Below are 19,803 nucleotides of genomic sequence, written 5' to 3'. Positions count from 1 at the left end.
GGCCCATGTCGATGACGACGGCGGCTTTGCCCGGCTGGAGCGGGCCTTCAAGCTGGTCGTCGGTACGGACGCTATCGCGAGGCGCCTGCGTGCCGCGCAAATCCGCGACTGGAAGGAGGCGGTCGCCAAGGGGGTGATCACGCAAGCCGAGGGCGAGCAGCTCGCCGCGGCCCGCGAAGCCGTCAATGCAGTGATCGAAGTCGACGATTTTGCGCCGGAGGCGCTGTCGCCGATTTACAAGAAAGCCGGCGATGTGCATCAGTTCTTCCAGGAACTCGGTGAACAGAGGGCGGCGAGCTGATGGCACGACCGGTTTTCATCGTCGACGGCAGCAGGACGCCGTTCCTGAAGGCACGTTCGGGACCCGGTCCGTTCACGCCGGTCGATCTTGCCGTGCAGTGCGGCCGGCCGCTGCTGGCGCGCCAGCCGTTCTCGCCCGAGAGCTTCGACCAGGTCATCCTCGGCTGCGTGAACGTGATTGCGGACGAGATGAATCCGGCCCGGGTCGCCGCGCTTCGGCTCGGCATGGGCGAGGACATGGTCGCCTTCACCGTGCAGATCAATTGCGGCTCCGGCATGCAGTCGATCGACACTGCCTACCGCTACATCCGTGAAGGCCATGCCGACATGATCCTTGCCGGCGGCACCGAGGCGCTGAGCCACGCGCCGCTGGTCTGGCCGAATTCCGGCGTGCGCTGGTTCGCCGGCCTCGCCACCGCCAAGGGCGTGGCCGCCAAGCTCGCGGCGGCCTTCAAGCTGCGCCCGCGCGATCTCAAGCCGGTCATCGGCCTCGAGCGCGGGCTGACCGATCCCGTCACCGAGCTGAACATGGGCCAGACCGCCGAGGTGGTCGGCCATCTCTTCGGCATCACGCGCGCACAGTCCGATGCCTATGCCGCCGAGAGTCATCGCCGCCTCGCGCATGCGCAAGGCGCGGGTTTTCTCAAGGGCGAGGTCGAGACCGCGTTCTCCCGCGACGGCAAGTTCTTCGACCATGACGACGGCGTGCGCCCGGATTCCACGGCCGAGTCACTCGCAAAGCTTCGGCCGGTGTTCGAGCGCCCCTGGGGACAGGTGACCGCCGGCAATTCCTCGCAGATCACAGACGGCGCCTCCTGGGTAATCCTGGCCTCCGACGCCGCCGTGGCAAAACACAAGCTGACGCCGAAAGCGGCGATCGTGGACAGCAATTGGGCCGCGCTCGATCCCAGCATCATGGGACTCGGTCCGGTGATGTCGGTGACGCCGCTGCTCCAGCGCAACGACCTCACCCTCAAGGATGTCGAGACCTGGGAGCTGAACGAGGCGTTCGCAACGCAAGTGCTCGGCTGCCTCGCCGCCTGGAACGACGACAAATTCTGCCGCGAGATCCTCGGGCTGGACGGCGCCGCCGGTGAGATCGACCGTGACAGGCTCAACGTCGACGGCGGCGCCATCTCGCTCGGCCATCCTGTCGGCACCTCCGGCAATCGCATCGTGCTGCATCTCGTCAATGCGATGAAGCGGCTTGGCACGCGGCGCGGAATTGCCACCGAGTGCATCGGCGGCGGGCTCGGCGGCGCCATGCTGATCGAGGCGGTGTGACCATGGATTCCAGGATCATGACCGCGCTCGGCGATCGCGTGCTGGAGCTCGGGCCCAAGCCCGCCACGGACAGTCCGTACAAGCATTTCAAGCTGACGCGCGATGCCGATGGCATCGCCTGGCTGCTGTTAGACCGTGCCGATGCCAGCGCGAACACGCTGTCCTCGGATGTGATGGAGGAATTCGACGCCGTGCTCGCGGCGATCGAGACCGAGCGCCCCGCCGGTCTCGTGATCCGCTCGGCAAAGCCGTCCGGCTTCATCGCGGGCGCCGATGTCAACGAGTTCCGCGGCGCATCCGACCCGGGCATGGTGGAGACGCGTATCCGTGCCGCGCATGCGGTGGTCGACCATCTGGAAGCGCTCAAGCTCCCGACGGTCGCGGTCATCCACGGCTTCTGCCTCGGCGGCGGGCTCGAGGTGGCGCTCGCCTGCCAGGCCCGCATCGCGATCGACGGTGCGCGTTTCGGATTCCCGGAGGTGATGCTGGGCCTGCATCCCGGCCTCGGCGGTACCGCGCGTTTCACCGCGCTGGTCAATTCGACCCAGTCGATGGCGCTGATGCTGACCGGCCGCACCGTCGATGCGCGCCGTGCCAAGGCGCTTGGACTCGTCGACACCGTGACCCAGGAGCGGCATGTCCAGGGCGCGGTGAAGGATGCGCTGTTCGGACGCCTGCAGCGGGCCAAGCACGGCCTGCTCACGCGCGCCGCCAATCTCGGCCCGGTGCGTGGTCTGCTGGCCAAGCGCATGCGCTCGGAGGCGGCGAAGGCTGCCTCGCGCGAGCATTATCCAGCGCCTTACGCGCTGATCGATCTCTGGGAGGCGCATGGCGGCAACAAGGCCGCGATGCTGAAGGCCGAGCAGGCCTCCTTCGCCAGGCTGATGGTGACGCCGACCGCGCAGAATTTGATCCGCGTCTTCTTCCTGCGCGAGCAGATGAAGAAGACGGCCGGCTCGGGCAACGCAGTCAAGCATGTCCACGTCATCGGCGCCGGCGCCATGGGCGGCGACATCGCGGCTTGGGTCGCCGGACAGGGCCTTCGCGTCTCGCTCGCCGACATGAAGCCGGAGCCGATCGCAGCAGCGGTGAAACGCGCAGCCGAGCTCTACGGCAAGATCATCCGCAAGCGAACCGAGGTACGCGACGCACTCGACCGCCTGATCCCGGATATGGACGGCGAGGGCGTCCGCAACGCCGATCTCATCATCGAGGCGGTGCCGGAGAAGCTGGAGCTGAAGCAGAAGGTCTATGCCGGCCTTGAGCCACGTATGAAGCCGGACGCGATCCTTGCGACCAACACGTCCAGTATTCCGCTGCAGGACCTGCGCACCACGCTGGCGCGGCCGGAGCGGCTGGTCGGCCTGCATTTCTTCAACCCGGTGTCGCGGCTGCAGCTGGTCGAGGTGGTCAGCCATGACGGCAACGATGCACAGGTGCTGAAACAGGCGCTCGCCTTCGTCGGCGCGATCGACCGCCTGCCGCTTCCCGTGAAGAGCTCGCCCGGCTTCCTCGTCAACCGGGCGCGGACGCCCTACATGCTGGAAGCCATGGTCATGCTGGACGAGAAGATCGACCAGCGCCTGATCGACACCGCGGCCGAGCAGTTCGGTATGCCGATGGGGCCGATCGAGCTCGCCGATCAGGTCGGGCTCGACATCTGCCTCGACGTCGGCGACATGCTGCGCTCCAAGTTCGGCGATCTCCTGCCGCCGACGCCGGCCTGGCTGCGCGAGAAGGTGGCCAAGGGCGAGCTCGGCCGCAAGACTGGCAAGGGCTTTTACACCTGGAAGGACGGCAAGGCGGAGAAGGCTCAGCTTCCCGAGACCGGGCCGCGCGTGACCGACCAGATGATCGACCGCCTGGTGCTGCCGATGTCCAATGTCTGCGTCGCGGCGCTGCGCGAGGGCATCGTCGACGATGCCGACGCGGTCGACGGCGCCATGATCTTCGGCACCGGCTATGCACCGTTCCGCGGCGGCCCGCTGAACTATGCGCGCACGCGCGGCGTCGAGAACGTCGTATCCACCCTGCGCGCGCTGGCCGAGCGATTTGGCGAGCGCTTCGCGCCTGATCCGGGCTGGGATAATTTCAAGTGAGAGCGATATGAGCGAACAAGCCACGGCCGGGCCGAGCGGCGATCTCTGCATCCGCACGCTGGCGATGCCGGCCGACACCAATGCCAACGGCGACATCTTCGGCGGCTGGCTGCTCAGCCAGATGGACGTCGGCGGCGGCGTGTTCGCCTCGAAGGCTGCGAGGTCGCGCACCGTGACGGTTGCGATCGAGGCGATGAACTTTCGCAAAGCGGTTTACGTCGGCGATCTCGTCTCGGTGTACGCCAATCTCGTGCGCGTCGGACGAACCTCGCTGACGGTGCATCTCGAGGCCTGGGCATTGCGGCGCAAGGAGCTGCATCCCTTCCTCGTCACCGACGGCAACTTCACCTATGTCTCGATCGACGACCAAGGCCGGCCGCAGCCGATCGAGCGAAACGATCCGCCCATTGCGACGTAATCGCGCGCGGCGCTCTGCCTCATCTCGCGACGTGGCGGCGCAGTTCGCAAAGGCGGCGCATCCCGCCACTCCCGTCGGGGCTTCGCCAAAAACCAGTCAAGAACCAGTCATAAAACGGATGAGGTCCCCGCGTACTACCTAGCGTGTCGATTCGGGGTTGGGTACGGCCTCTAATGCCTGGGAACCTTCAGGCACGATTGCCGTTATTTGCCCGCACTGAGGGATCAACGGACCATGCCGGACAGCTACATCATCGAAGTCAATTCGCAGACCGCAGGTATCGTCGTTCGCTCTCAAGGAGGCTATTGCTTTTTTGCCTCATCCCATCGCTTCAACCGCCTCGAAGGCCAGCTCTTCCGCAACGCCCGCGAAGCCGAGCGCGCCGCGCGCAAGCTGGTTAACGGCGATTTGAAAGAGGCGGCGTAGCTGCCGTCATTCCGGGGCGCGCGGAGCGCGAACCCGGAATCTATCGTGCTGCAGAAATTGCCGACCAATGGATTCCGGGTTCGCGCTCCGCGCGTCCCGGAATGATGTCGTTGGTCACAACTTCGTCGCAGCCCGCGACAGCAGCTTCCACTCGTCGCCCTGCTTCTGCCAGTTCATGAGGATGTGAAGATTGGTCGATACTTTCTTCCCGTCGGCCGCCATTTCCTGTTCGCCCAGCCAGTGGAAGCGCACGATCGCCGCGGGGCCGACGACCTTGATGGTCGGGTCCTTGTATTCGATCGAAAGGAATTTCGACTTGCCGTCGGTGGCGTTGGCGATGAAGGTTGCCTTGTCCTCGACCTTGCCGCTGGAATGACTGTAGCTCAGCTCCTCCGCGCACAAGCCGCCCAGCGCCTTCGGATCGGCCGCGATCTGGGCAAGGCGGAAGGCCTCAACTTTCTTTGCAACGGCTTCCTCATCCGGCGAAGCAGCGAGCGTGGGCGTCGCAAACGCCAGTGCAGAGACGGCGAGGGTCGAGAGCGCCAGATCGCGTCTATTGATCGTCATGGTTTCCTCCTTTTTGATCTTGCACCGAGTGTTGCAGTCGCGAGCGGCTTTGTCGAGTGTCGCATGGCCGGTCATGCGCATGCGTCGTTGCGCGATCGAGGCGGTATTGATACGTCTTCCGCATCGATGCGTCGCGCCTTCGGGAAAGTACGGAAATGATCGAGGCCAAACATGATGCGATGGGCAGGGCGTTGCTGTTCGACATCGACGGCACGCTTGCCGACACGGATCCGTTGCACTTGAAGGCTTTCAATCAGGTGCTCGGCCCTCACGGTCATGTGTTCGATCACGCGCGCTTCTCCAGGGAGCTGCAAGGCTTCGCCAATGTCGCGATCGGCGAGCGCTTTCTGCCGGATGAGGCGCCGGAACGGCGCGCCCTGATCCTCGACGAGAAGGAGGAGGTCTTCCGCACGCTGGTGGCCGGGCAGATCGCACCGCTGCCGGGCCTGATGGCGCTGCTCGACCGCGCCGACAACGCCGGCATCCCCATGGTCGCCGTGACCAACGCGCCGCGTCTCAACGCCGAACTGCTGCTCTCCGGCCTCGGCATCACGCATCGCTTCAAGGCGCTTGTGATCGGCGCCGAGCTGCCGCACGGCAAGCCGCATCCGCTGCCCTATCAGGAAGGGCTGCGCTTCGTCGGCGCGAGCCCGCACGCCTCGATCGCATTTGAGGACTCCCGCACCGGCGTGCAATCCGCAACGGCGGCGGGGATCCCGACCATCGGCATCCGTACCAGCCTCAGCCATACTGACCTGGTTGCAGCAGGCGCGGTCGCGTCCGCCAGCGCTTTCGACGACCCGGCGTTGCTCGCGCGTCTTGCGAGCGCCATGGGGTGGTAAGACATGGCGTGGTAGGAAACGGCGTGGCGCGGACCCTTCATTCGTTAACCTTGATCGGTGCGCATTGACCGAAGGCGCGAACCGCCGCACCATGCGTCCCCTGATTTGAGGCCGTTGCCGTGACCGGATTGACCCATCGCCAAGCCGAAATCCTCAACCTCGCGCGTGCTTCCGGCCGCGTCATGGTCGAGGAGCTCGCGCGCCGCTTCGAGGTCTCGGCGCAGACCATCCGAAAGGATCTCAACGATCTCTGCGAGCGGAGGTCGCTGACCCGCATCCATGGCGGCGCCATCATCGCCTCGGGCGTGGAGAACCTCGCCTATGAGGCGCGCCGCTTCGTCGCCGCCGACGAGAAGAAGGCGATTGGGGCTGCCGCCGCCTCGCTGATCCCGAACGGCTGCTCGCTGTTCATCAACATCGGCACCACGACGGAGGAGGTCGCGAGCGCGCTGACCTCGCACGAGGACCTGCTCGTCATTACCAACAATCTCAACGTCGCGATGCTGCTCTACCGCCATCCCCGCATCGAGGTGGTGGTCGCCGGCGGCACGGTGCGGCGCGCCGACGGCGGGGTGGTCGGGTCGACCGCGACGCAACTGATCGGTCAGTTCAAGGTCGACTATGCTATCATCGGTGCGTCCGCGATCGACGAGGAGGGCGCCTTGCTCGACTTCGACTATCGCGAGGTGCAGGTGGCGCAGGCCATCATCGCCAATGCCCGCAGCGTCATGTTGGTCGCCGATTCGACAAAACTCCGCCGCAGCGCGCCGGTGCGCATCGCCCATATCACCCAGATCCAGACCTTCGTCACCGACCAGGAGCTTCCCGAGCGCCTCGCCACCATCTGCCACAGCAAGGGCATCGAGGTAGTCGAAGCGCTGCCGAAGGGGGCGGAGGTCGATGATGCGCCGGCCGAGGTGCAGGATGCGGCGCCGGAGGCCGCACCGGTGGTGCGGCTGAGATAGGTGTTTACACGCCGTCCCAAGGATTGAGCAGCGGAACGCCGAAGGCCGCAAAATCCTTCACGTTACGTGTGACGAGCATGAGATCGTTGACCAGCGCAGTCGCCGCAAAGAAGCCGTCCATGACGGACAATGCGACGCCGCTCCTGCGGCTCTGCACCATCAGGTCACCCCAGCGCTCGGCCACTGTCTGGTCTATCGGCAGGACGCGCTCGGCAAACCGCGCAGGCAAATCGTGGGCAAGCCAGGCGGCCAGCGCGGTGCGCCGGCGGCCGTCCTCGAGCCATGCGATGCCGCGGCGAAGTTCGGCGATCGAGGCGACGCTGATGAATGTACGGTCCTCATCGATCGTATCGAGCCACGCCACAACTGTCGGCGAAGGCACGAGCCGCTGAATCTCCGAGAGCACGTTGATGTCGAGCAACAGGTTCACGGCATTTCATCGCGTGGTGCGTCGTGCACGCGCTCAAGGTCGAGGTCCGCGCCGCGTCGCCGGGTGATCATCTGCGGGCCGGCTTGAGCGCGGTCGATCTTGTGCGTCTGACTATTCAAGGGCGCGGTTAGCCGGCGCCCCAAGGATTGAGCAGCGGAACGCCCGTCGGTTCGAAATCCCCCACGTTGCGCGTCACGACTGTCAAGCCGTGAACGAGCGCAGTCGCCGCAATGAGGGCGTCACGTTCGGCTCGCGGGTTGGGAACGTGGAGCTGTGCGCAGCGCTGAGCCACGGCCGTATCGATCGCCAGAATCCGCCCCTCGAAGCGGGCCAGAATTTGGCCATCGATCCAGGCGCGCAAGACAGCACCCTGCGTCGCGTCTTTGCGTTCAATCAGGCGTGCCCCGACTTCAATTTCAAGGATCGAGATGGCGGACATGAAGAAGTTTGTCGCAGGCACGGCGTTGGCCCAGGCGAGCACGTTGCGATCCGCTCTATCCGGCCGCCGCAGTTCGGAAATGACGTTGGTGTCCAGGAGGAACATCAGTCGAGATCAACGGGCTTGAATATTCCGCCGTCCATGCGAGGCGGATCGAAATCGAAGTCCGCGTTCGCCTCCGCCAAAGCTTGGGCAAGGCTCATCTGTCCGCCGCTCAGGCGCAAATATTCCTCGATCGTCAGCAGGACATGGGCGGGGCGGCCACGATCCGTAATGAAGACTGGACCCTGCGAGGCCGCCTTTTTCGCGCCGCTCGTATCCTGATTGAATTCTCGGCTGGTCAGTGTGGTCACCATCCGTCAGCGCCTCTTTGCCTTCGCGTACCTCATGGCCCGAACTTATGTAGATATGTTTCTACATTCAAGACTCGGTGCGTGTCCGCAGGGGCCGGGCCGACGCCGTCCAGTTAAGTTTGCCTCGAATTGTGTCCGGCCTCCTGCTGATCCATCCGTCTCGCTGCCGCGGCAAAGCCAACTCTTTCGCTTCCTTTCGCCTATCTTTCATCTTGCTTTCGTTTTTCGGTGTGATCTAATCAAAAACGAAAGTAGCCGCTCGACGGAACGAGCGGTCGCCGGGGGATGCGTCTGTTGGAGCGTATTTTCGATCTCGCCATCATTGGAGGCGGTGTTAACGGTTGCGGCATCGCGCGCGATGCGGTGGGCCGTGGCAACACAGTTTTCCTGTGCGAAATGAACGATCTGGCGAGCGGGACGTCGTCCTGGTCGACCAAGCTGGTGCATGGCGGCCTGCGCTATCTCGAATATTACGAGTTTCGGCTGGTCCGCGAGGCGCTGATCGAGCGCGAGATCCTGTGGGGCATCGCGCCCCATATCATCCGTCCCTTGCGTTTCGTTTTGCCGCATCACGCCGGCCTGCGCCCGGCCTGGCTGCTGCGGCTGGGCCTGTTCCTCTATGATCACATCGGCGGCCGCCATCTGCTGCCCCCCACGCGCTCGGTCGATCTTGGGCGTGACGAGGTCGGCAAGCCGCTGATCCCCAATCGCTACAGCCGCGCCTTCGAATATTCGGACTGCTTCGTCGACGACGCCCGTCTCGTCGTGCTCAACGCCCGCGATGCCGCCGACAAGGGCGCCGAGATCCGTACCCGCACCCGCGCCACCGAAATTCGCCAGTCGGAGGGCGCCTGGACCGTCAGCATGATCAACACGCTGACCGGGGAGCGCTCGTCGATCCAGGCCCGCGCGCTCGTCAATGCCGGCGGTCCCTGGGTCGAGGACGTGCTCGGCCGCGGCGCCGGCATTAATGCGAAAGCCAAGGTGCGCCTGGTGCAGGGTTCGCACATCGTGGTCAGGAAGCTTTACGACCACGACCGCGCCTACATGTTCCAGAATGCCGACGGCCGCATCATTTTCGTCATTCCCTACCAGGACGATTTCACGCTGATCGGCACCACCGACCGCGACTACGACGGCGACCCCGCCAAGGTGAAGGCGACGGAAGAAGAGATCCAATATCTCTGCGCTGCGGCCAGCGAATATCTCGCCAAGCCCGTGACTCCGGACGACGTGGTCTGGACCTATTCCGGCGTGCGGCCGCTTTATGACGATGGCGCGAGCGAAGCCAAGGCTGCGACGCGCGACTACGTGTTCGAGCTCGACACGCCCGGCGGGGTGCCGCTGCTGTCGATCTACGGCGGCAAGATCACGACCTATCGGAGACTCGCCGAAGAGGCCCTGGAACGCCTTGCGCCCTATCTTCGCAGTGCGAAAGCGCGCGAGGGCTGGACCGGAAAATGGCCGCTACCCGGCGGCGACATGAATGTGTCGGACATCGACGGCCTGATCGCCGAGCTCCAGCGCGGCTATCCGTTCCTCAGCCACGAGCATGCGCGGCGGCTCGCGCGCGCCTATGGCACGCGGGCGATGAAGCTGCTCGGCGATGCGAAATCATTGGCCGATCTCGGCCAGGCTTTCGGCGCGACGCTGACCGAGCGCGAGGTCCGTTATCTCATGGCCCATGAATGGGCCGTCACCGCCGAGGACGTGGTCTGGCGTCGTTCCAAACTCGGCCTGCGACTATCTGCCGACGAGATCGCGGCGCTTGACGACTGGATCAGGAGCCATGCCGTGCAGCAAACTCCCCTGCGGGAAGCGGGAGGACGCTCATGACCGTGACACTCGATCACGTGACCCGGACCGTCGAGGGTATCGAGCACATCCGCGATGTCTCCCTGACTCTCGAGAGCGGAACCCTCAACGTCCTGCTCGGGCCGACGCTGTCGGGCAAGACCTCGATCATGCGGCTGCTCGCCGGGCTCGACAAGCCGAGCACCGGCAAGGTGGTGGTCAACGGCAAGGACGTCACCGGCGCCGACGTCCGCAAGCGCTCGGTCGCCATGGTCTATCAGCAGTTCATCAACTACCCCTCACTGACGGTCTACGAGAACATTGCTTCGCCCTTGCGCGTGCAGGGCAAGCCGCGCGACGAGATCGAGGCGCGGGTCGCCGAGGCGGCGAAGCTGCTCCGGCTCGAGCCGTTCCTGAAGCGCACGCCGCTCCAGCTCTCGGGCGGACAGCAGCAGCGGACCGCGATTGCGCGTGCGCTGGTCAAGGGCGCCGACCTCGTGCTGCTCGACGAGCCGCTCGCCAATCTCGACTACAAGCTGCGCGAGGAGCTGCGCGCCGAGCTGCCGCGGATCTTCGAGGCCTCGGGCGCGATCTTCGTCTATGCCACCACCGAGCCGACCGAGGCGCTCTTGCTCGGCGGCAACACGGTCTGCATGTGGGAGGGGCAGGCGCTGCAGATAGGCGAGACCACCAGCGTCTACCGCCGGCCGCAAACCTTGCGCGTCGCGCAGGTGTTCTCCGATCCGCCGCTCAACCTCGTCGGCATCGAGAAGAAGAACGGCTCCGTCCAATATGCAGGCGGCACGGCCTCGCCGGCCTCCGGTCTTTACGCTGGCCTTGCCGACGGGACCTATCGCGTCGGCTTCCGGGCGCATCAGCTCGCCCTCGCCGATGGCGAGGCCGATCGTCACGCCTTCCACGCCACCGTCACCGTGACCGAGATCACCGGTTCGGAGAGTTTCGTGCATCTGACCCGGGGCGGGTCGAACTGGGTGGCGGTGCTGCACGGCGTGCACGAGTTCGAGCCCGGCCAGACGCTCGATGCCGTGCTCGACCCCAATGATATCTTCGTCTTCGACGCCGCCGACCGCTTGGTCGCGGCTCCCGGCATGGCGTTTTCAAGCGAAGCGCCTAGCGGTTCGCGCGAAGAAAACGCCTCAACAGTCAGAAGCGCCTGAGGGAGATGCGCCATGGCCCGCATTGACCTCGTCGATCTCGCCCATTCCTACGGCGGCAACGATGCGCCGCCGGAAAGCTTTGCGCTCAAGCCTGTAACCATGACCTGGCGGCAGGGCGGCGCCTATGCGCTGCTCGGGCCCTCCGGCTGCGGCAAGACCACGCTGCTCAACGTCATCTCCGGCATCATCACGCCGTCGCGCGGGAAGATCCTGTTCGACGGCAAGGACATCACGCCGCTGTCGACCCAGAAACGCAACATCGCCCAGGTGTTCCAGTTTCCGGTGATCTACGACACCATGACGGTGGGGCAGAACCTGGCGTTCCCGCTGAAGAACCGCGGCGTGCCGAAGGCCGAGATCGACAAGCGCGTCGCCGAGATCGGCCGCCTGCTAGATCTCGAGCCCTATCTCAATCGCAAGGCGACGCGCCTCACCGCCGACGCCAAGCAGAAGATCTCGCTCGGCCGCGGCCTCGTTCGTTCCGACGTCGCCGCCGTGCTGTTCGACGAGCCGCTGACGGTGATCGATCCCGAGCTGAAATGGCAACTGCGTTCCAAGCTGAAAGCGCTGCATCGCGAGCTCGATCTCACGATGATCTACGTCACCCACGACCAGACCGAGGCGCTGACCTTCGCCGACACCGTCGTCGTCATGCATGATGGCCGCGTGGTGCAGAGCGGCACCCCGGCCGAGCTGTTCGAGAAGCCGGCCCACACTTTCGTCGGCTATTTCATCGGCTCGCCCGGCATGAACATCCTGCCGGCCGAGGTGAGGGGACGCGAGGCGAAGGTCGGCGGTCACGTCATCGCGCTGAACCGCGCCTACGACAATCTGCCTTCAGGCGCGAAGATCGAGATCGGCGTGCGTCCCGAATTCGTCGAGGTCGTTGCGCCGGCGCCCGGCCTGCTGACGGCGAAGATCGAGCGCCTCGACGATCTCGGCCGCATCCGCTTTGCGCGCGCGCGCTTCGGTGACGCCAAGCTCGCGGCGCGCGCGCCGGCCGGCTTCTCGAGTGCGGACGGCAATGCCGGGCTGAAATTCGATCCGTCCCACGTTCACGTCTATGCCGACAGCCTTCTGGTGGAGGGAGCCGCCTGATGGACAAGACCGTCAACCAAAAAGCCTGGTTCCTGGTGCTGCCGGTGTTCCTGGTCGTCGCCTTCTCGGCGGTGCTGCCGCTGATGACGGTGGTGAACTATTCGATGCAGGACACCTTCGGCAACAACCAGTTCTTCTGGAACGGCGTCGGCTGGTTCAAGGAGCTGCTCGATCCCTCGACCGATCTCGGGGGGCGCTTCCTCGCCTCGCTCGGCCGCAACTTGTTCTTCTCGCTGGTGATCCTCGCGATCGAGGTGCCGCTCGGCATCGTCGTCGCGCTGTCGATGCCGCGCGAGGGCTGGACCGTCGCGGCCTGCCTCGTGATCTTGGCGCTGCCGCTGCTGATCCCGTGGAACGTGGTCGGCACCATCTGGCAGATCTTCGGCCGGCCCGACATCGGCCTGCTCGGCTATACCCTCAACGCCATGGGCATCGACTACAACTACGTCTCCAACGACGTCGACGCCTGGGTCACCGTCATCGTGATGGACGTCTGGCACTGGACCAGCCTCGTTGCGCTGCTCTGCTACGCCGGCCTGTAGTCGATCCCGGAGGCCTATTACCAGGCCGCCCAGATCGACGGCGCCTCGCGCTGGGCCGTGTTCAAGGCGATCCAGCTGCCGAAGATGAACCGCGTGCTGCTGATCGCGGTGCTACTGCGCTTCATGGACAGCTTCATGATCTACACCGAGCCGTTCGTCGTCACCGGCGGCGGGCCCGGCAACTCCACGACCTTCGTGTCGATCGAGCTCGTCAAGATCGCGCTCGGCCAGTTCGACCTCGGCAAGGCCGCGGCGCTGTCGCTCGTCTACAACCTGATCATCCTGATCGTCTGCTGGATCTTCTACACGGTCATGACCAATGCCGGCACCGAGCGTGCGGTCAAGGAAGGAGCCGCGTGATGCATTCGATCCCCGGCCGTCGCCTCATCATAGGGCTGTTCCTGATCTTCCTGCTGTTGCCGATCTACTGGCTCGTCAACATGAGCTTCAAGACCAACAGCGAGATCGTCTCGACGATGACGCTGTGGCCGCACACCCCGACGCTGCAGCACTACCAGCGCATCTTCACGGACGAGAGCTGGTATTCCGGCTACATCAACTCGCTGACCTATGTGGTCCTCAACACCGTCATCTCGATCGCAGTGGCCTTGCCGGCGGCTTACGCCTTCTCGCGCTACCGCTTCCTCGGCGACAAGCATCTGTTCTTCTGGCTGTTGTCGAATCGCATGGCGCCGGCCGCGGTCTACGCGCTGCCGTTCTTCAACCTTTATTCGGCGATCGGCCTGTTCGATACGCCCTGGGCGGTCGCGCTGGCGCACTGCATCTTCAACGTTCCGCTCGCGGTGTGGATCCTAGAAGGATTCGTCTCCGGCGTGCCGCGCGAGATCGACGAGACCGCCTTCCTCGACGGCTATTCCTTCCCCCGCTTCTTCATCAAGATTCTGGTGCCGCTGATCGCGAGCGGCATCGGCGTCGCCGCCTTCTTCTGCTTCATGTTTTCGTGGGTCGAGCTCTTGCTCGCGCGCACGCTGACCTCGGTGCATGCCAAGCCGATCGCGGCGATCATGACGCGCACGGTGTCGGCGGCCGGCATGGACTGGGGTCTGCTCGCGGCGGCCGGCGTGCTCACCATCATCCCGGGCGCGCTCGTGATCTGGTTCGTCCGCAATTACATCGCGCGCGGTTTCGCGCTCGGCCGGGTCTAAGGAGGCGATCATGGAGTCAATCGCATGGATGGCCTGGACGTTGCCGACGGCGATCTTCTTCGCCGCGCTCGGCTGCACGCTCGCGGTCATGACCTGGCTGGCCGCGGTCTATCCGGAGGCCGAGCGGGTCGGCGTGCTGCGCATCCCGACCACGCGCGGCGATCGCCTGTTCGTCTCGTTGATCGTGGCCGCCGTCATTCACCTCGCGTGGATCGGTCTCGTCGGCACGGATCCGCTCGCCACGCTGCCGATCGGCGAGGAGGGGTTCGAGATTTCGAGCCTGTGGCTCGCAAGTGGAATTTCGCTGGTAACGGCCGTGCTCATCTTCCGCACGGTCTGAAGCTCGCGAAGGGACGGCCAGGTCCGGGACCAACCCGGGCCTGTATAAAAGTTTGTCGCTGCAACGGAGGAACACCATGCGACAGTTTAGGAGAAGGAAAGGTCCATTGACCAAGAGCAGTTTTCTGACGATGTCGAGCGCTGCCGCGATCGTTGCGGTCTCGTTCGCCCTCTCGGCTCCGGTTCGCGCCGCCGACGAGGCGACGATCCAGAAGTGGATCGCCGAATTCCAGCCCTCGACGCTGTCGAAGGAAGACCAGAAGAAGGAGCTGGAGTGGTTCGCCAAGGCCGCCGAACCCTTCAAGGGCATGGAGATCAACGTCGTCTCCGAGACCATCACGACCCACGAATACGAGGCACAGACGCTCGCCAAGGCATTCTCCGAGCTGACTGGCATCAAGCTCAAGCACGACCTCATCCAGGAAGGTGACGTCGTCGAGAAGCTGCAGACCCAGATGCAGTCCGGCAAGAACGTCTATGACGGCTGGATCAACGATTCCGACCTGATCGGAACCCACTTCCGCTATGGCCAGACCGTCGCGCTGTCGGACTACATGACCGGTGAGGGCAAGGACGTCACCAATCCGATGCTCGACGTCAACGACTTCATCGGCAAGTCGTTCGGCACCGGGCCGGACGGCAAGCTCTATCAGCTGCCCGACCAGCAGTTCGCCAACCTCTACTGGTTCCGCTACGACTGGTTCACCAACCCCGACTACAAGGCCAAGTTCAAGGCCAAGTACGGCTACGAGCTCGGCGTGCCCGTGAACTGGTCCGCCTACGAGGACATCGCCGAGTTCTTCACCAACGACATCAAGGAGATCAACGGCGTCAAGGTCTACGGCCATATGGACTATGGCAAGAAGGACCCCTCGCTCGGATGGCGCTTCACCGACGCCTGGCTGTCGATGGCCGGCAACGGCGACAAGGGCATTCCGAACGGTTTGCCGGTCGACGAATGGGGCATCCGCATGGAAGGGTGCCGCCCCGTCGGCTCCTCGGTCGAGCGTGGTGGCGACACCAACGGCCCGGCGGCGGTCTACTCGATCACCAAATATCTCGAGTGGATGAAGAAGTATGCGCCGCCGCAGGCGCAGGGCATGACGTTCTCCGAGTCCGGCCCCGTGCCGGCGCAGGGCAACATCGCCCAGCAGATGTTCTGGTACACCGCCTTCACCGCCGACATGGTGAAGCCGGGCATCGCCGTGATGAACGCGGACGGCACGCCGAAATGGCGCATGGCTCCCTCGCCGCACGGCTCCTACTGGAAGGAAGGCATGAAGCTCGGCTATCAGGACGCGGGCTCCGTGACGCTGCTGAAGTCGACACCGCCGGACCGCCGCAAGGCGGCCTGGCTCTATCTCCAGTTCATCGTCTCCAAGACGGTGAGCCTGAAGAAGAGCCATGTCGGTCTCACCTTCGTCCGCGAATCCGACATCTGGGACAAGTCGTTCACCGAGCGTGCGCCGAAGCTCGGCGGCCTGATCGAGTTCTACCGCTCGCCCGCCCGCGTGCAGTGGACCCCGACCGGCAACAACGTGCCTGATTATCCGAAGCTGGCGCAGCTCTGGTGGCAGAACATCGGCGACGCGTCGTCCGGTGCGAAGACGCCGCAAGCCGCAATGGACGCTTTGGCCGCCGCGCAGGACTCCGTCATGGAGCGCCTGGAGAAATCAGGCGTGCAGGGTGCCTGCGGTCCGAAGCTCAACAAGAAGGAGAAGCCGGAGTACTGGTTCGCGAAGGCCGAGAAGGACGGCACCATCGCGCCCCAGCGCAAGCTCGCCAACGAAAAGCCGAAGGGCGAGACGGTGGACTACGACACGCTGATCAAGTCGTGGCCGGCCACTCCCCCGAAGCGCGCGGAAGCGAAGTAAGCGGCGCTCATAGAATCACAAACACGAAAGGCCGGGAGCGATCCCGGCCTTTTTTCTTTTGGCGCTTGTGATGGCAAGCTTGTGGCACGCACGTTCTGCATTCTCGGTGTCATTGCCCGCCTGGTGCGCAATGGCGCACAGGGGCGGGCAATCCAGCACGCCGCGGCCTATCGGTTGAATCTCGCCACCGGTGATTACTGGATGCCCCGCCTTCGCGGGGCATGACAGCGTCATGTGTGGAGAAGAAACTACTCCGCCGGCTCGGCCGCCAGCGTCGGATAATCGGTGTAGCCCTTGGCGCCGCCGCCGTAGAACGTGTTCTTGTCCCAGTCGTTCAGCGCGGCGCCCTGCTTCAGCCGCTCGACGAGGTCGGGGTTGGAGATGAACGGCTTGCCGAAGGCGATGAGGTCGGCCGCGTTCGCGTCCAGCACCTTGGTGGCGAGATCGAAGTCGTAGCCGTTGTTGGCGACGTAGGCGCCCGAGAAGCGCTTGCGCAACGACGCATAGTCGAACGGCGCGATGTCGCGCGGCCCGCCGGTGGCGCCTTCGACCACGTGGAGATAGACCAGCTTCAGCGCGCTGAGGCCGTCGACGATGTGATCGTACAGCGCCTGCGGGTTCGAATCCGAGATGTCGTTGGCCGGCGTCACCGGCGAGATGCGGATGCCGGTACGCTCGGCGCCGGCTTCAGCTGCGACCGCCTTGGAGACCTCGAGCATCAGTTTCGCGCGGTTCTCGATCGAGCCCCCATAGGCGTCGCTGCGCTTGTTGGCGCCGTCCTTGGCGAACTGCTCGAGCAGATAGCCGTTGGCGCCGTGGATCTCGACGCCGTCGAACCCGGCCTCCAGCGCGTTCTTCGCCGCGCGCTTGAAGTCGTCGATGATTGCAGGAATTTCGGAAAGCTCGAGCGCGCGGGGCTCGGAGACGTCGGCGAAGCCGCCGTTCACGAAGGTCTTGCCCTTGGCGCGGATCGCGCTCGGCGCCACCGGGGCTGCGCCATTCGCTTGGAGATCGACATGCGAGATGCGGCCGACATGCCAGAGCTGGATGAAGATCTTGCCGCCGCGCTCATGCACCTTGTCGGTGACCTTGCGCCAGCCGGCGACCTGGTCCTTGCTGTAGATGCCGGGGGTGTCCTGGTAGCCCTGGCCCTGTTGCGAGACCTGGCTCGCCTCGGTGATCAGCAGCCCGGCGGAGGCGCGCTGGGCATAATAGTCGGCGGCGAGCGGGCCGGGCACGAAGGTGCCGGGTATGGCGCGGTTGCGCGTCAACGGCGCCATCACCAGGCGGTTGGCCAGCGTGATGGGGCCGAGTTTGTAGGTCTCGAACAATTTGGTCGAACGGCTCATGGGCAATGCTTCCAGGCGGTGAGAGGTCCCGAACACTTGTGCATCGCGGCATCGGGCGCAAGGGACGAGCCATACGGAAAGTGCAGGCGAGCTACGCGGCGGGGTCCGCGTAGCATAAATCGTGTGCAGCGCCGGCTATGACGGCGGTTTTCTGCTCCCGGCCGCTGCGCGGTTCGACAGGTCAGTTCGTGCCCATGAAATCGCGCTTGCCGATTTCGACTCCGTTGTGGCGCAGGATGCCGTGGGCGGTCGCGGCGTGGAAATAGAAGTTCGGCAGCGAGAAAGAGCTGAAGAATTGCTGGCCCTTCATGGTGATGGATTTGTCCGGGCCTGCCGGAAAGGTGACGTCCCTCACTTCGGCACCTTCGAACTGCTCGGGCTTGAACGACTTCACGTAGTCGATGGTCCTGGCCAGCCGCTGCTTCAATTCCGCAAAACTGGTCTCGGTATCGGGCGTTGTCGGCACCTCGCTGTGGGTCAGCCGCGCACAGCCCTTGGCGGCGAAATCGCTGACCAGCTGGATCTGCCGCGACAGCGGCAGCATGTCCGGAAACAGCCGGGAGCCCAGCAACACGCTCGGGTCGATCTTCCTGGCCGCGCAATGCGCCTCAGCCTTGGTGAGCAGCCCGGTCACGCTGTTCAGCATCTGCAAATAGGCGGGGACGACGGCGTCGTAGAAGGACATGTGATGCTCGCTTCAAAATGGTGGGGAATTTCAGGAGAAAACCTGAGCCACTCACATGGGAGCCTCATGGAAAAATACAATCGCAGGAAGGGCTTGTCCGATGCGAAAATTCTACGCGTCATCCTCGCTGTCATCGCCCGGCCTGACCGGGCGATCCAGTACGCCGAGACAGTTTGGGTTGAATCGATAGGCCGCGGCGTACTGGATGCCCCGGTCCAGCCGGGGCATGACGGAGGAGGGTTTAGCGGATCGTCGCCTGGGGCGGCGCCTGGGCCGTGCCGCCGCGCATGCGGGCGAGCAACTCGGCGGTCGGCCAGGAATCCGCCGGCAGGCCGTACTTGATCTGCATCGCCTTCACGGCGGCGCGGCTCTGCTGGCCCAGCACGCCGTCGATCTTGCCGACATTGAAGCCGGCGCGAACAAGCAACTGCTGCAATTCCTTGAGCTCGTTGAACGGCAGCTGCGCCACCGGCGTCGACGGCTTGCGCATCGGCGCCGCGCCGGCAATGCGCGAGGCCAGATAGCCCGCGGTCGTCGCGTAGATCAGCGAGTTATTCCACTCGGTGTAGGCCGCGAAATTCGCATAGGCCAGGAAGGCCGGACCAGTTCGCCCCATCGGCAGCAGCACGGATGCGGCGAGACTGTCGTTTGGCAGCGGCCGACCGTCGGGATAGGTGACGCCCAGTTGCGCCCATGTCGAACGCGGCTCGCGCACGGTGAGATCGGTTTTGTCCCACGGCAGGTTCGGCGGCACCCTGATCTCTTCCAGCCACGGCTCGCCGCGCCGCCACTTCAAGCCGTTGGCGATGTAGTTCGCGGTCGAGCCGATCACGTCGGCCGGCGAGCGCAACAAATCGCGGCGCCCGTCGCCGTCATAATCGACCGCGTAGTTAACGTAGTGCACGGGCAGGAATTGCGTCTGGCCGAGCTCGCCGGCCCAAGAGCCGATCATCTCGTCGGGATGCAAATCGCCGCGGTCGATAATCTTCAGCGCCGCGATGGTCTCGCCCACGAACATCTCCGAGCGGCGGCAGTCATAGGCCAGCGACACCAGCGATTTCAGCGTCGGCAGGTTGCCCATGTTGGCGCCGAAATCGCTCTCCAGGCCCCAGAACGCTGCGATCACGGCGGGCGGCACGCCATATTCCTTTTCGGCGCGTGCGAACGCAGCCGCGTATTGCTTGATGTGCTGCTGGCCGTTCTGCATGCGATAGGGCGCGGCCATACGGCCGGCAAACTCGGTGAAGAGCTGACCGAACACGCGCTGGCCGCGGTCGCGATAGACGATGCCCTGGTCGTAGACGAGGTAGGGCGAGGCTTCCGCGATCGTGCGCTGCGACACGCCGGCCGCGAGCGCCTGCTGCTTCACCTCGGCCAGGAAGCGATCGAAGCTCGCGCCATTGTGGCAGGAGGCCGCGCGCGGCACGGAGGCTTTTGGTGCTGCGGGCTTGGCGGATGGCGGGGGTAACTGGGCGGATGCGGGAAAGGACAGCGCAGCGAAAACAACGGCCGCGATCGCAAGTCGGGTCTGGAGCATGAAGTTTCCGGCGGGGAGGGGACGCTTGGATTCTGAATGAAGCTTAATGGAAGTGGGCTGCGCAAGCCATCTCTTCGTCATTCCGGGGCGCCCGTAGGGCGAACCCTGAATCTCGAGA

General features: G+C 64.7%; 20 protein-coding genes and 1 pseudogene. 14 read left to right on the top strand and 7 right to left on the bottom strand.

Annotated features, from left to right (window positions below):
• The 5 genes from JHD07_RS08605 to JHD07_RS08585 all read left to right on the top strand — a co-directional run.
• Positions 1–301, top strand: a 301-nt coding sequence (locus JHD07_RS08605) for an acyl-CoA dehydrogenase domain-containing protein (protein ID WP_291621054.1), incomplete at its 5' end; no start/stop codon positions are given.
• A complete protein-coding gene (locus JHD07_RS08600) occupies positions 301–1,584 on the top strand; it encodes an acetyl-CoA C-acetyltransferase (protein WP_291621051.1) in 1,284 nt (427 codons plus the stop codon). The genes JHD07_RS08605 and JHD07_RS08600, both read left to right, overlap by 1 nt.
• A 2-nt stretch (positions 1,585–1,586) precedes the next feature.
• The gene (locus tag JHD07_RS08595; protein ID WP_291621049.1) at positions 1,587–3,683 is read left to right on the top strand and encodes a 3-hydroxyacyl-CoA dehydrogenase NAD-binding domain-containing protein; all 2,097 of its coding nucleotides are present in this window, start codon (positions 1,587–1,589) and stop codon (positions 3,681–3,683) included.
• A gap of 7 nt (positions 3,684–3,690) precedes the next feature.
• Positions 3,691–4,101, top strand: a complete 411-nt coding sequence (locus JHD07_RS08590; RefSeq protein WP_291621047.1) for an acyl-CoA thioesterase — start codon at positions 3,691–3,693, stop codon at positions 4,099–4,101.
• Positions 4,102–4,335: 234 nt separating this feature from the next.
• Positions 4,336–4,527 carry a hypothetical protein gene (locus JHD07_RS08585; RefSeq protein ID WP_291621045.1) on the top strand — a complete coding sequence of 64 codons (192 nt, stop codon included), beginning with the start codon at positions 4,336–4,338 and terminating at the stop codon, positions 4,525–4,527.
• Between the two features lie 114 nt (positions 4,528–4,641).
• Here the strand turns inward: JHD07_RS08585 and JHD07_RS08580 are convergent, their stop codons facing one another.
• A complete protein-coding gene (locus JHD07_RS08580; RefSeq protein ID WP_291621044.1) occupies positions 4,642–5,094 on the bottom strand; it encodes a nuclear transport factor 2 family protein in 453 nt (150 codons plus the stop codon).
• 155 nt (positions 5,095–5,249) lie between these two features.
• On the opposite strand from JHD07_RS08580, the gene JHD07_RS08575 reads away from it, so the two are divergent.
• Complete coding sequence (locus JHD07_RS08575) at positions 5,250–5,936, top strand: HAD-IA family hydrolase (protein WP_291621042.1); 687 nt, start codon at positions 5,250–5,252, stop codon at positions 5,934–5,936.
• A 119-nt stretch (positions 5,937–6,055) separates the two neighbouring features.
• Complete coding sequence (locus tag JHD07_RS08570; protein WP_291621040.1) at positions 6,056–6,901, top strand: DeoR/GlpR family DNA-binding transcription regulator; 846 nt, start codon at positions 6,056–6,058, stop codon at positions 6,899–6,901.
• Positions 6,902–6,905: 4 nt separating this feature from the next.
• Here the strand turns inward: JHD07_RS08570 and JHD07_RS08565 are convergent, their stop codons facing one another.
• The 3 genes from JHD07_RS08565 to JHD07_RS08555 all read right to left on the bottom strand — a co-directional run bounded on the left by JHD07_RS08565 (position 6,906) and on the right by JHD07_RS08555 (position 8,126).
• Positions 6,906–7,331, bottom strand: a complete 426-nt coding sequence (locus JHD07_RS08565) for a type II toxin-antitoxin system VapC family toxin (RefSeq protein WP_291621038.1) — start codon at positions 7,329–7,331, stop codon at positions 6,906–6,908.
• A gap of 127 nt (positions 7,332–7,458) precedes the next feature.
• Positions 7,459–7,875, bottom strand: coding sequence for a type II toxin-antitoxin system VapC family toxin (locus JHD07_RS08560; protein ID WP_291621036.1), 417 nt, complete (start codon positions 7,873–7,875; stop codon positions 7,459–7,461).
• The gene (locus JHD07_RS08555; RefSeq protein WP_291621034.1) at positions 7,875–8,126 is read right to left on the bottom strand and encodes a type II toxin-antitoxin system Phd/YefM family antitoxin; all 252 of its coding nucleotides are present in this window, start codon (positions 8,124–8,126) and stop codon (positions 7,875–7,877) included. Before JHD07_RS08555 ends, JHD07_RS08560 begins: the two co-directional genes overlap by 1 nt.
• A 282-nt stretch (positions 8,127–8,408) precedes the next feature.
• On the opposite strand from JHD07_RS08555, the gene glpD reads away from it, so the two are divergent.
• The 7 genes and pseudogenes from glpD (at position 8,409) to JHD07_RS08520 (ending at position 16,114) form a co-directional block, all read left to right on the top strand.
• Entirely contained in the window at positions 8,409–9,959 is a 1,551-nt protein-coding gene (glpD, locus tag JHD07_RS08550; RefSeq protein ID WP_291621032.1) for a glycerol-3-phosphate dehydrogenase, read from the top strand.
• Positions 9,956–11,095: an ABC transporter ATP-binding protein gene (locus JHD07_RS08545; RefSeq protein WP_291621031.1), complete on the top strand. Its 1,140-nt coding sequence runs from the start codon at positions 9,956–9,958 to the stop codon at positions 11,093–11,095. The genes glpD and JHD07_RS08545 overlap by 4 nt, the downstream gene beginning before the upstream one ends.
• A 12-nt stretch (positions 11,096–11,107) precedes the next feature.
• On the top strand, positions 11,108–12,193 hold the full coding sequence (locus tag JHD07_RS08540; RefSeq protein ID WP_291621029.1) for an ABC transporter ATP-binding protein: 1,086 nt from the start codon (positions 11,108–11,110) through the stop codon (positions 12,191–12,193).
• A pseudogene (locus tag JHD07_RS08535) lies at positions 12,193–13,095 on the top strand (sugar ABC transporter permease). The gene JHD07_RS08540 and the pseudogene JHD07_RS08535 overlap by 1 nt, the downstream one beginning before the upstream one ends.
• Positions 13,095–13,901: a carbohydrate ABC transporter permease gene (locus JHD07_RS08530; protein ID WP_291621027.1), complete on the top strand. Its 807-nt coding sequence runs from the start codon at positions 13,095–13,097 to the stop codon at positions 13,899–13,901. Before JHD07_RS08535 ends, JHD07_RS08530 begins: the two are co-directional and overlap by 1 nt.
• A 10-nt stretch (positions 13,902–13,911) precedes the next feature.
• Positions 13,912–14,241 carry a DUF2160 domain-containing protein gene (locus JHD07_RS08525; protein WP_291621025.1) on the top strand — a complete coding sequence of 110 codons (330 nt, stop codon included), beginning with the start codon at positions 13,912–13,914 and terminating at the stop codon, positions 14,239–14,241.
• 130 nt (positions 14,242–14,371) lie between these two features.
• A complete protein-coding gene (locus JHD07_RS08520) occupies positions 14,372–16,114 on the top strand; it encodes an ABC transporter substrate-binding protein (RefSeq protein ID WP_291621057.1) in 1,743 nt (580 codons plus the stop codon).
• A 248-nt stretch (positions 16,115–16,362) separates the two neighbouring features.
• On the opposite strand, the gene JHD07_RS08515 is transcribed toward JHD07_RS08520, so the two are convergent.
• The 3 genes from JHD07_RS08515 to JHD07_RS08505 all read right to left on the bottom strand — a co-directional run bounded on the left by JHD07_RS08515 (position 16,363) and on the right by JHD07_RS08505 (position 19,685).
• Positions 16,363–17,463: an alkene reductase gene (locus JHD07_RS08515; protein WP_291621022.1), complete on the bottom strand. Its 1,101-nt coding sequence runs from the start codon at positions 17,461–17,463 to the stop codon at positions 16,363–16,365.
• A 181-nt stretch (positions 17,464–17,644) separates the two neighbouring features.
• On the bottom strand, positions 17,645–18,148 hold the full coding sequence (locus JHD07_RS08510; RefSeq protein WP_291621020.1) for a DUF1993 family protein: 504 nt from the start codon (positions 18,146–18,148) through the stop codon (positions 17,645–17,647).
• A 241-nt stretch (positions 18,149–18,389) separates the two neighbouring features.
• Positions 18,390–19,685 carry a lytic murein transglycosylase gene (locus JHD07_RS08505; RefSeq protein ID WP_291621018.1) on the bottom strand — a complete coding sequence of 432 codons (1,296 nt, stop codon included), beginning with the start codon at positions 19,683–19,685 and terminating at the stop codon, positions 18,390–18,392.
• Positions 19,686–19,803 lie beyond the last annotated feature (118 nt).

It is taken from the genome of Bradyrhizobium sp., from assembly GCF_016462955.1.
GTDB lineage: Bacteria > Pseudomonadota > Alphaproteobacteria > Rhizobiales > Xanthobacteraceae > Bradyrhizobium.
This window is presented reverse-complemented; position numbering and strand designations above follow the sequence as displayed.

Excerpts from the sequence above, each read along its gene's own strand:
- JHD07_RS08600 (WP_291621051.1), top strand. The coding sequence starts at position 301 with ATGGCACGACCGGTTTTCATCGTCGACGGCAGCAGGACGCCGTTCCTG.
- JHD07_RS08595 (WP_291621049.1), top strand. The coding sequence starts at position 1,587 with ATGGATTCCAGGATCATGACCGCGCTCGGCGATCGCGTGCTGGAGCTC.
- JHD07_RS08590 (WP_291621047.1), top strand. The coding sequence starts at position 3,691 with ATGAGCGAACAAGCCACGGCCGGGCCGAGCGGCGATCTCTGCATCCGC.
- JHD07_RS08585 (WP_291621045.1), top strand. The coding sequence starts at position 4,336 with ATGCCGGACAGCTACATCATCGAAGTCAATTCGCAGACCGCAGGTATC.
- JHD07_RS08580 (WP_291621044.1), bottom strand. The coding sequence starts at position 5,094 with ATGACGATCAATAGACGCGATCTGGCGCTCTCGACCCTCGCCGTCTCT.
- JHD07_RS08575 (WP_291621042.1), top strand. The coding sequence starts at position 5,250 with ATGATCGAGGCCAAACATGATGCGATGGGCAGGGCGTTGCTGTTCGAC.
- JHD07_RS08560 (WP_291621036.1), bottom strand. The coding sequence starts at position 7,875 with ATGTTCCTCCTGGACACCAACGTCATTTCCGAACTGCGGCGGCCGGAT.
- JHD07_RS08555 (WP_291621034.1), bottom strand. The coding sequence starts at position 8,126 with ATGGTGACCACACTGACCAGCCGAGAATTCAATCAGGATACGAGCGGC.
- glpD (WP_291621032.1), top strand. The coding sequence starts at position 8,409 with ATGCGTCTGTTGGAGCGTATTTTCGATCTCGCCATCATTGGAGGCGGT.
- JHD07_RS08545 (WP_291621031.1), top strand. The coding sequence starts at position 9,956 with ATGACCGTGACACTCGATCACGTGACCCGGACCGTCGAGGGTATCGAG.
- JHD07_RS08540 (WP_291621029.1), top strand. The coding sequence starts at position 11,108 with ATGGCCCGCATTGACCTCGTCGATCTCGCCCATTCCTACGGCGGCAAC.
- JHD07_RS08530 (WP_291621027.1), top strand. The coding sequence starts at position 13,095 with ATGCATTCGATCCCCGGCCGTCGCCTCATCATAGGGCTGTTCCTGATC.
- JHD07_RS08525 (WP_291621025.1), top strand. The coding sequence starts at position 13,912 with ATGGAGTCAATCGCATGGATGGCCTGGACGTTGCCGACGGCGATCTTC.
- JHD07_RS08520 (WP_291621057.1), top strand. The coding sequence starts at position 14,372 with ATGTCGAGCGCTGCCGCGATCGTTGCGGTCTCGTTCGCCCTCTCGGCT.
- JHD07_RS08515 (WP_291621022.1), bottom strand. The coding sequence starts at position 17,463 with ATGAGCCGTTCGACCAAATTGTTCGAGACCTACAAACTCGGCCCCATC.
- JHD07_RS08510 (WP_291621020.1), bottom strand. The coding sequence starts at position 18,148 with ATGTCCTTCTACGACGCCGTCGTCCCCGCCTATTTGCAGATGCTGAAC.
- JHD07_RS08505 (WP_291621018.1), bottom strand. The coding sequence starts at position 19,685 with ATGCTCCAGACCCGACTTGCGATCGCGGCCGTTGTTTTCGCTGCGCTG.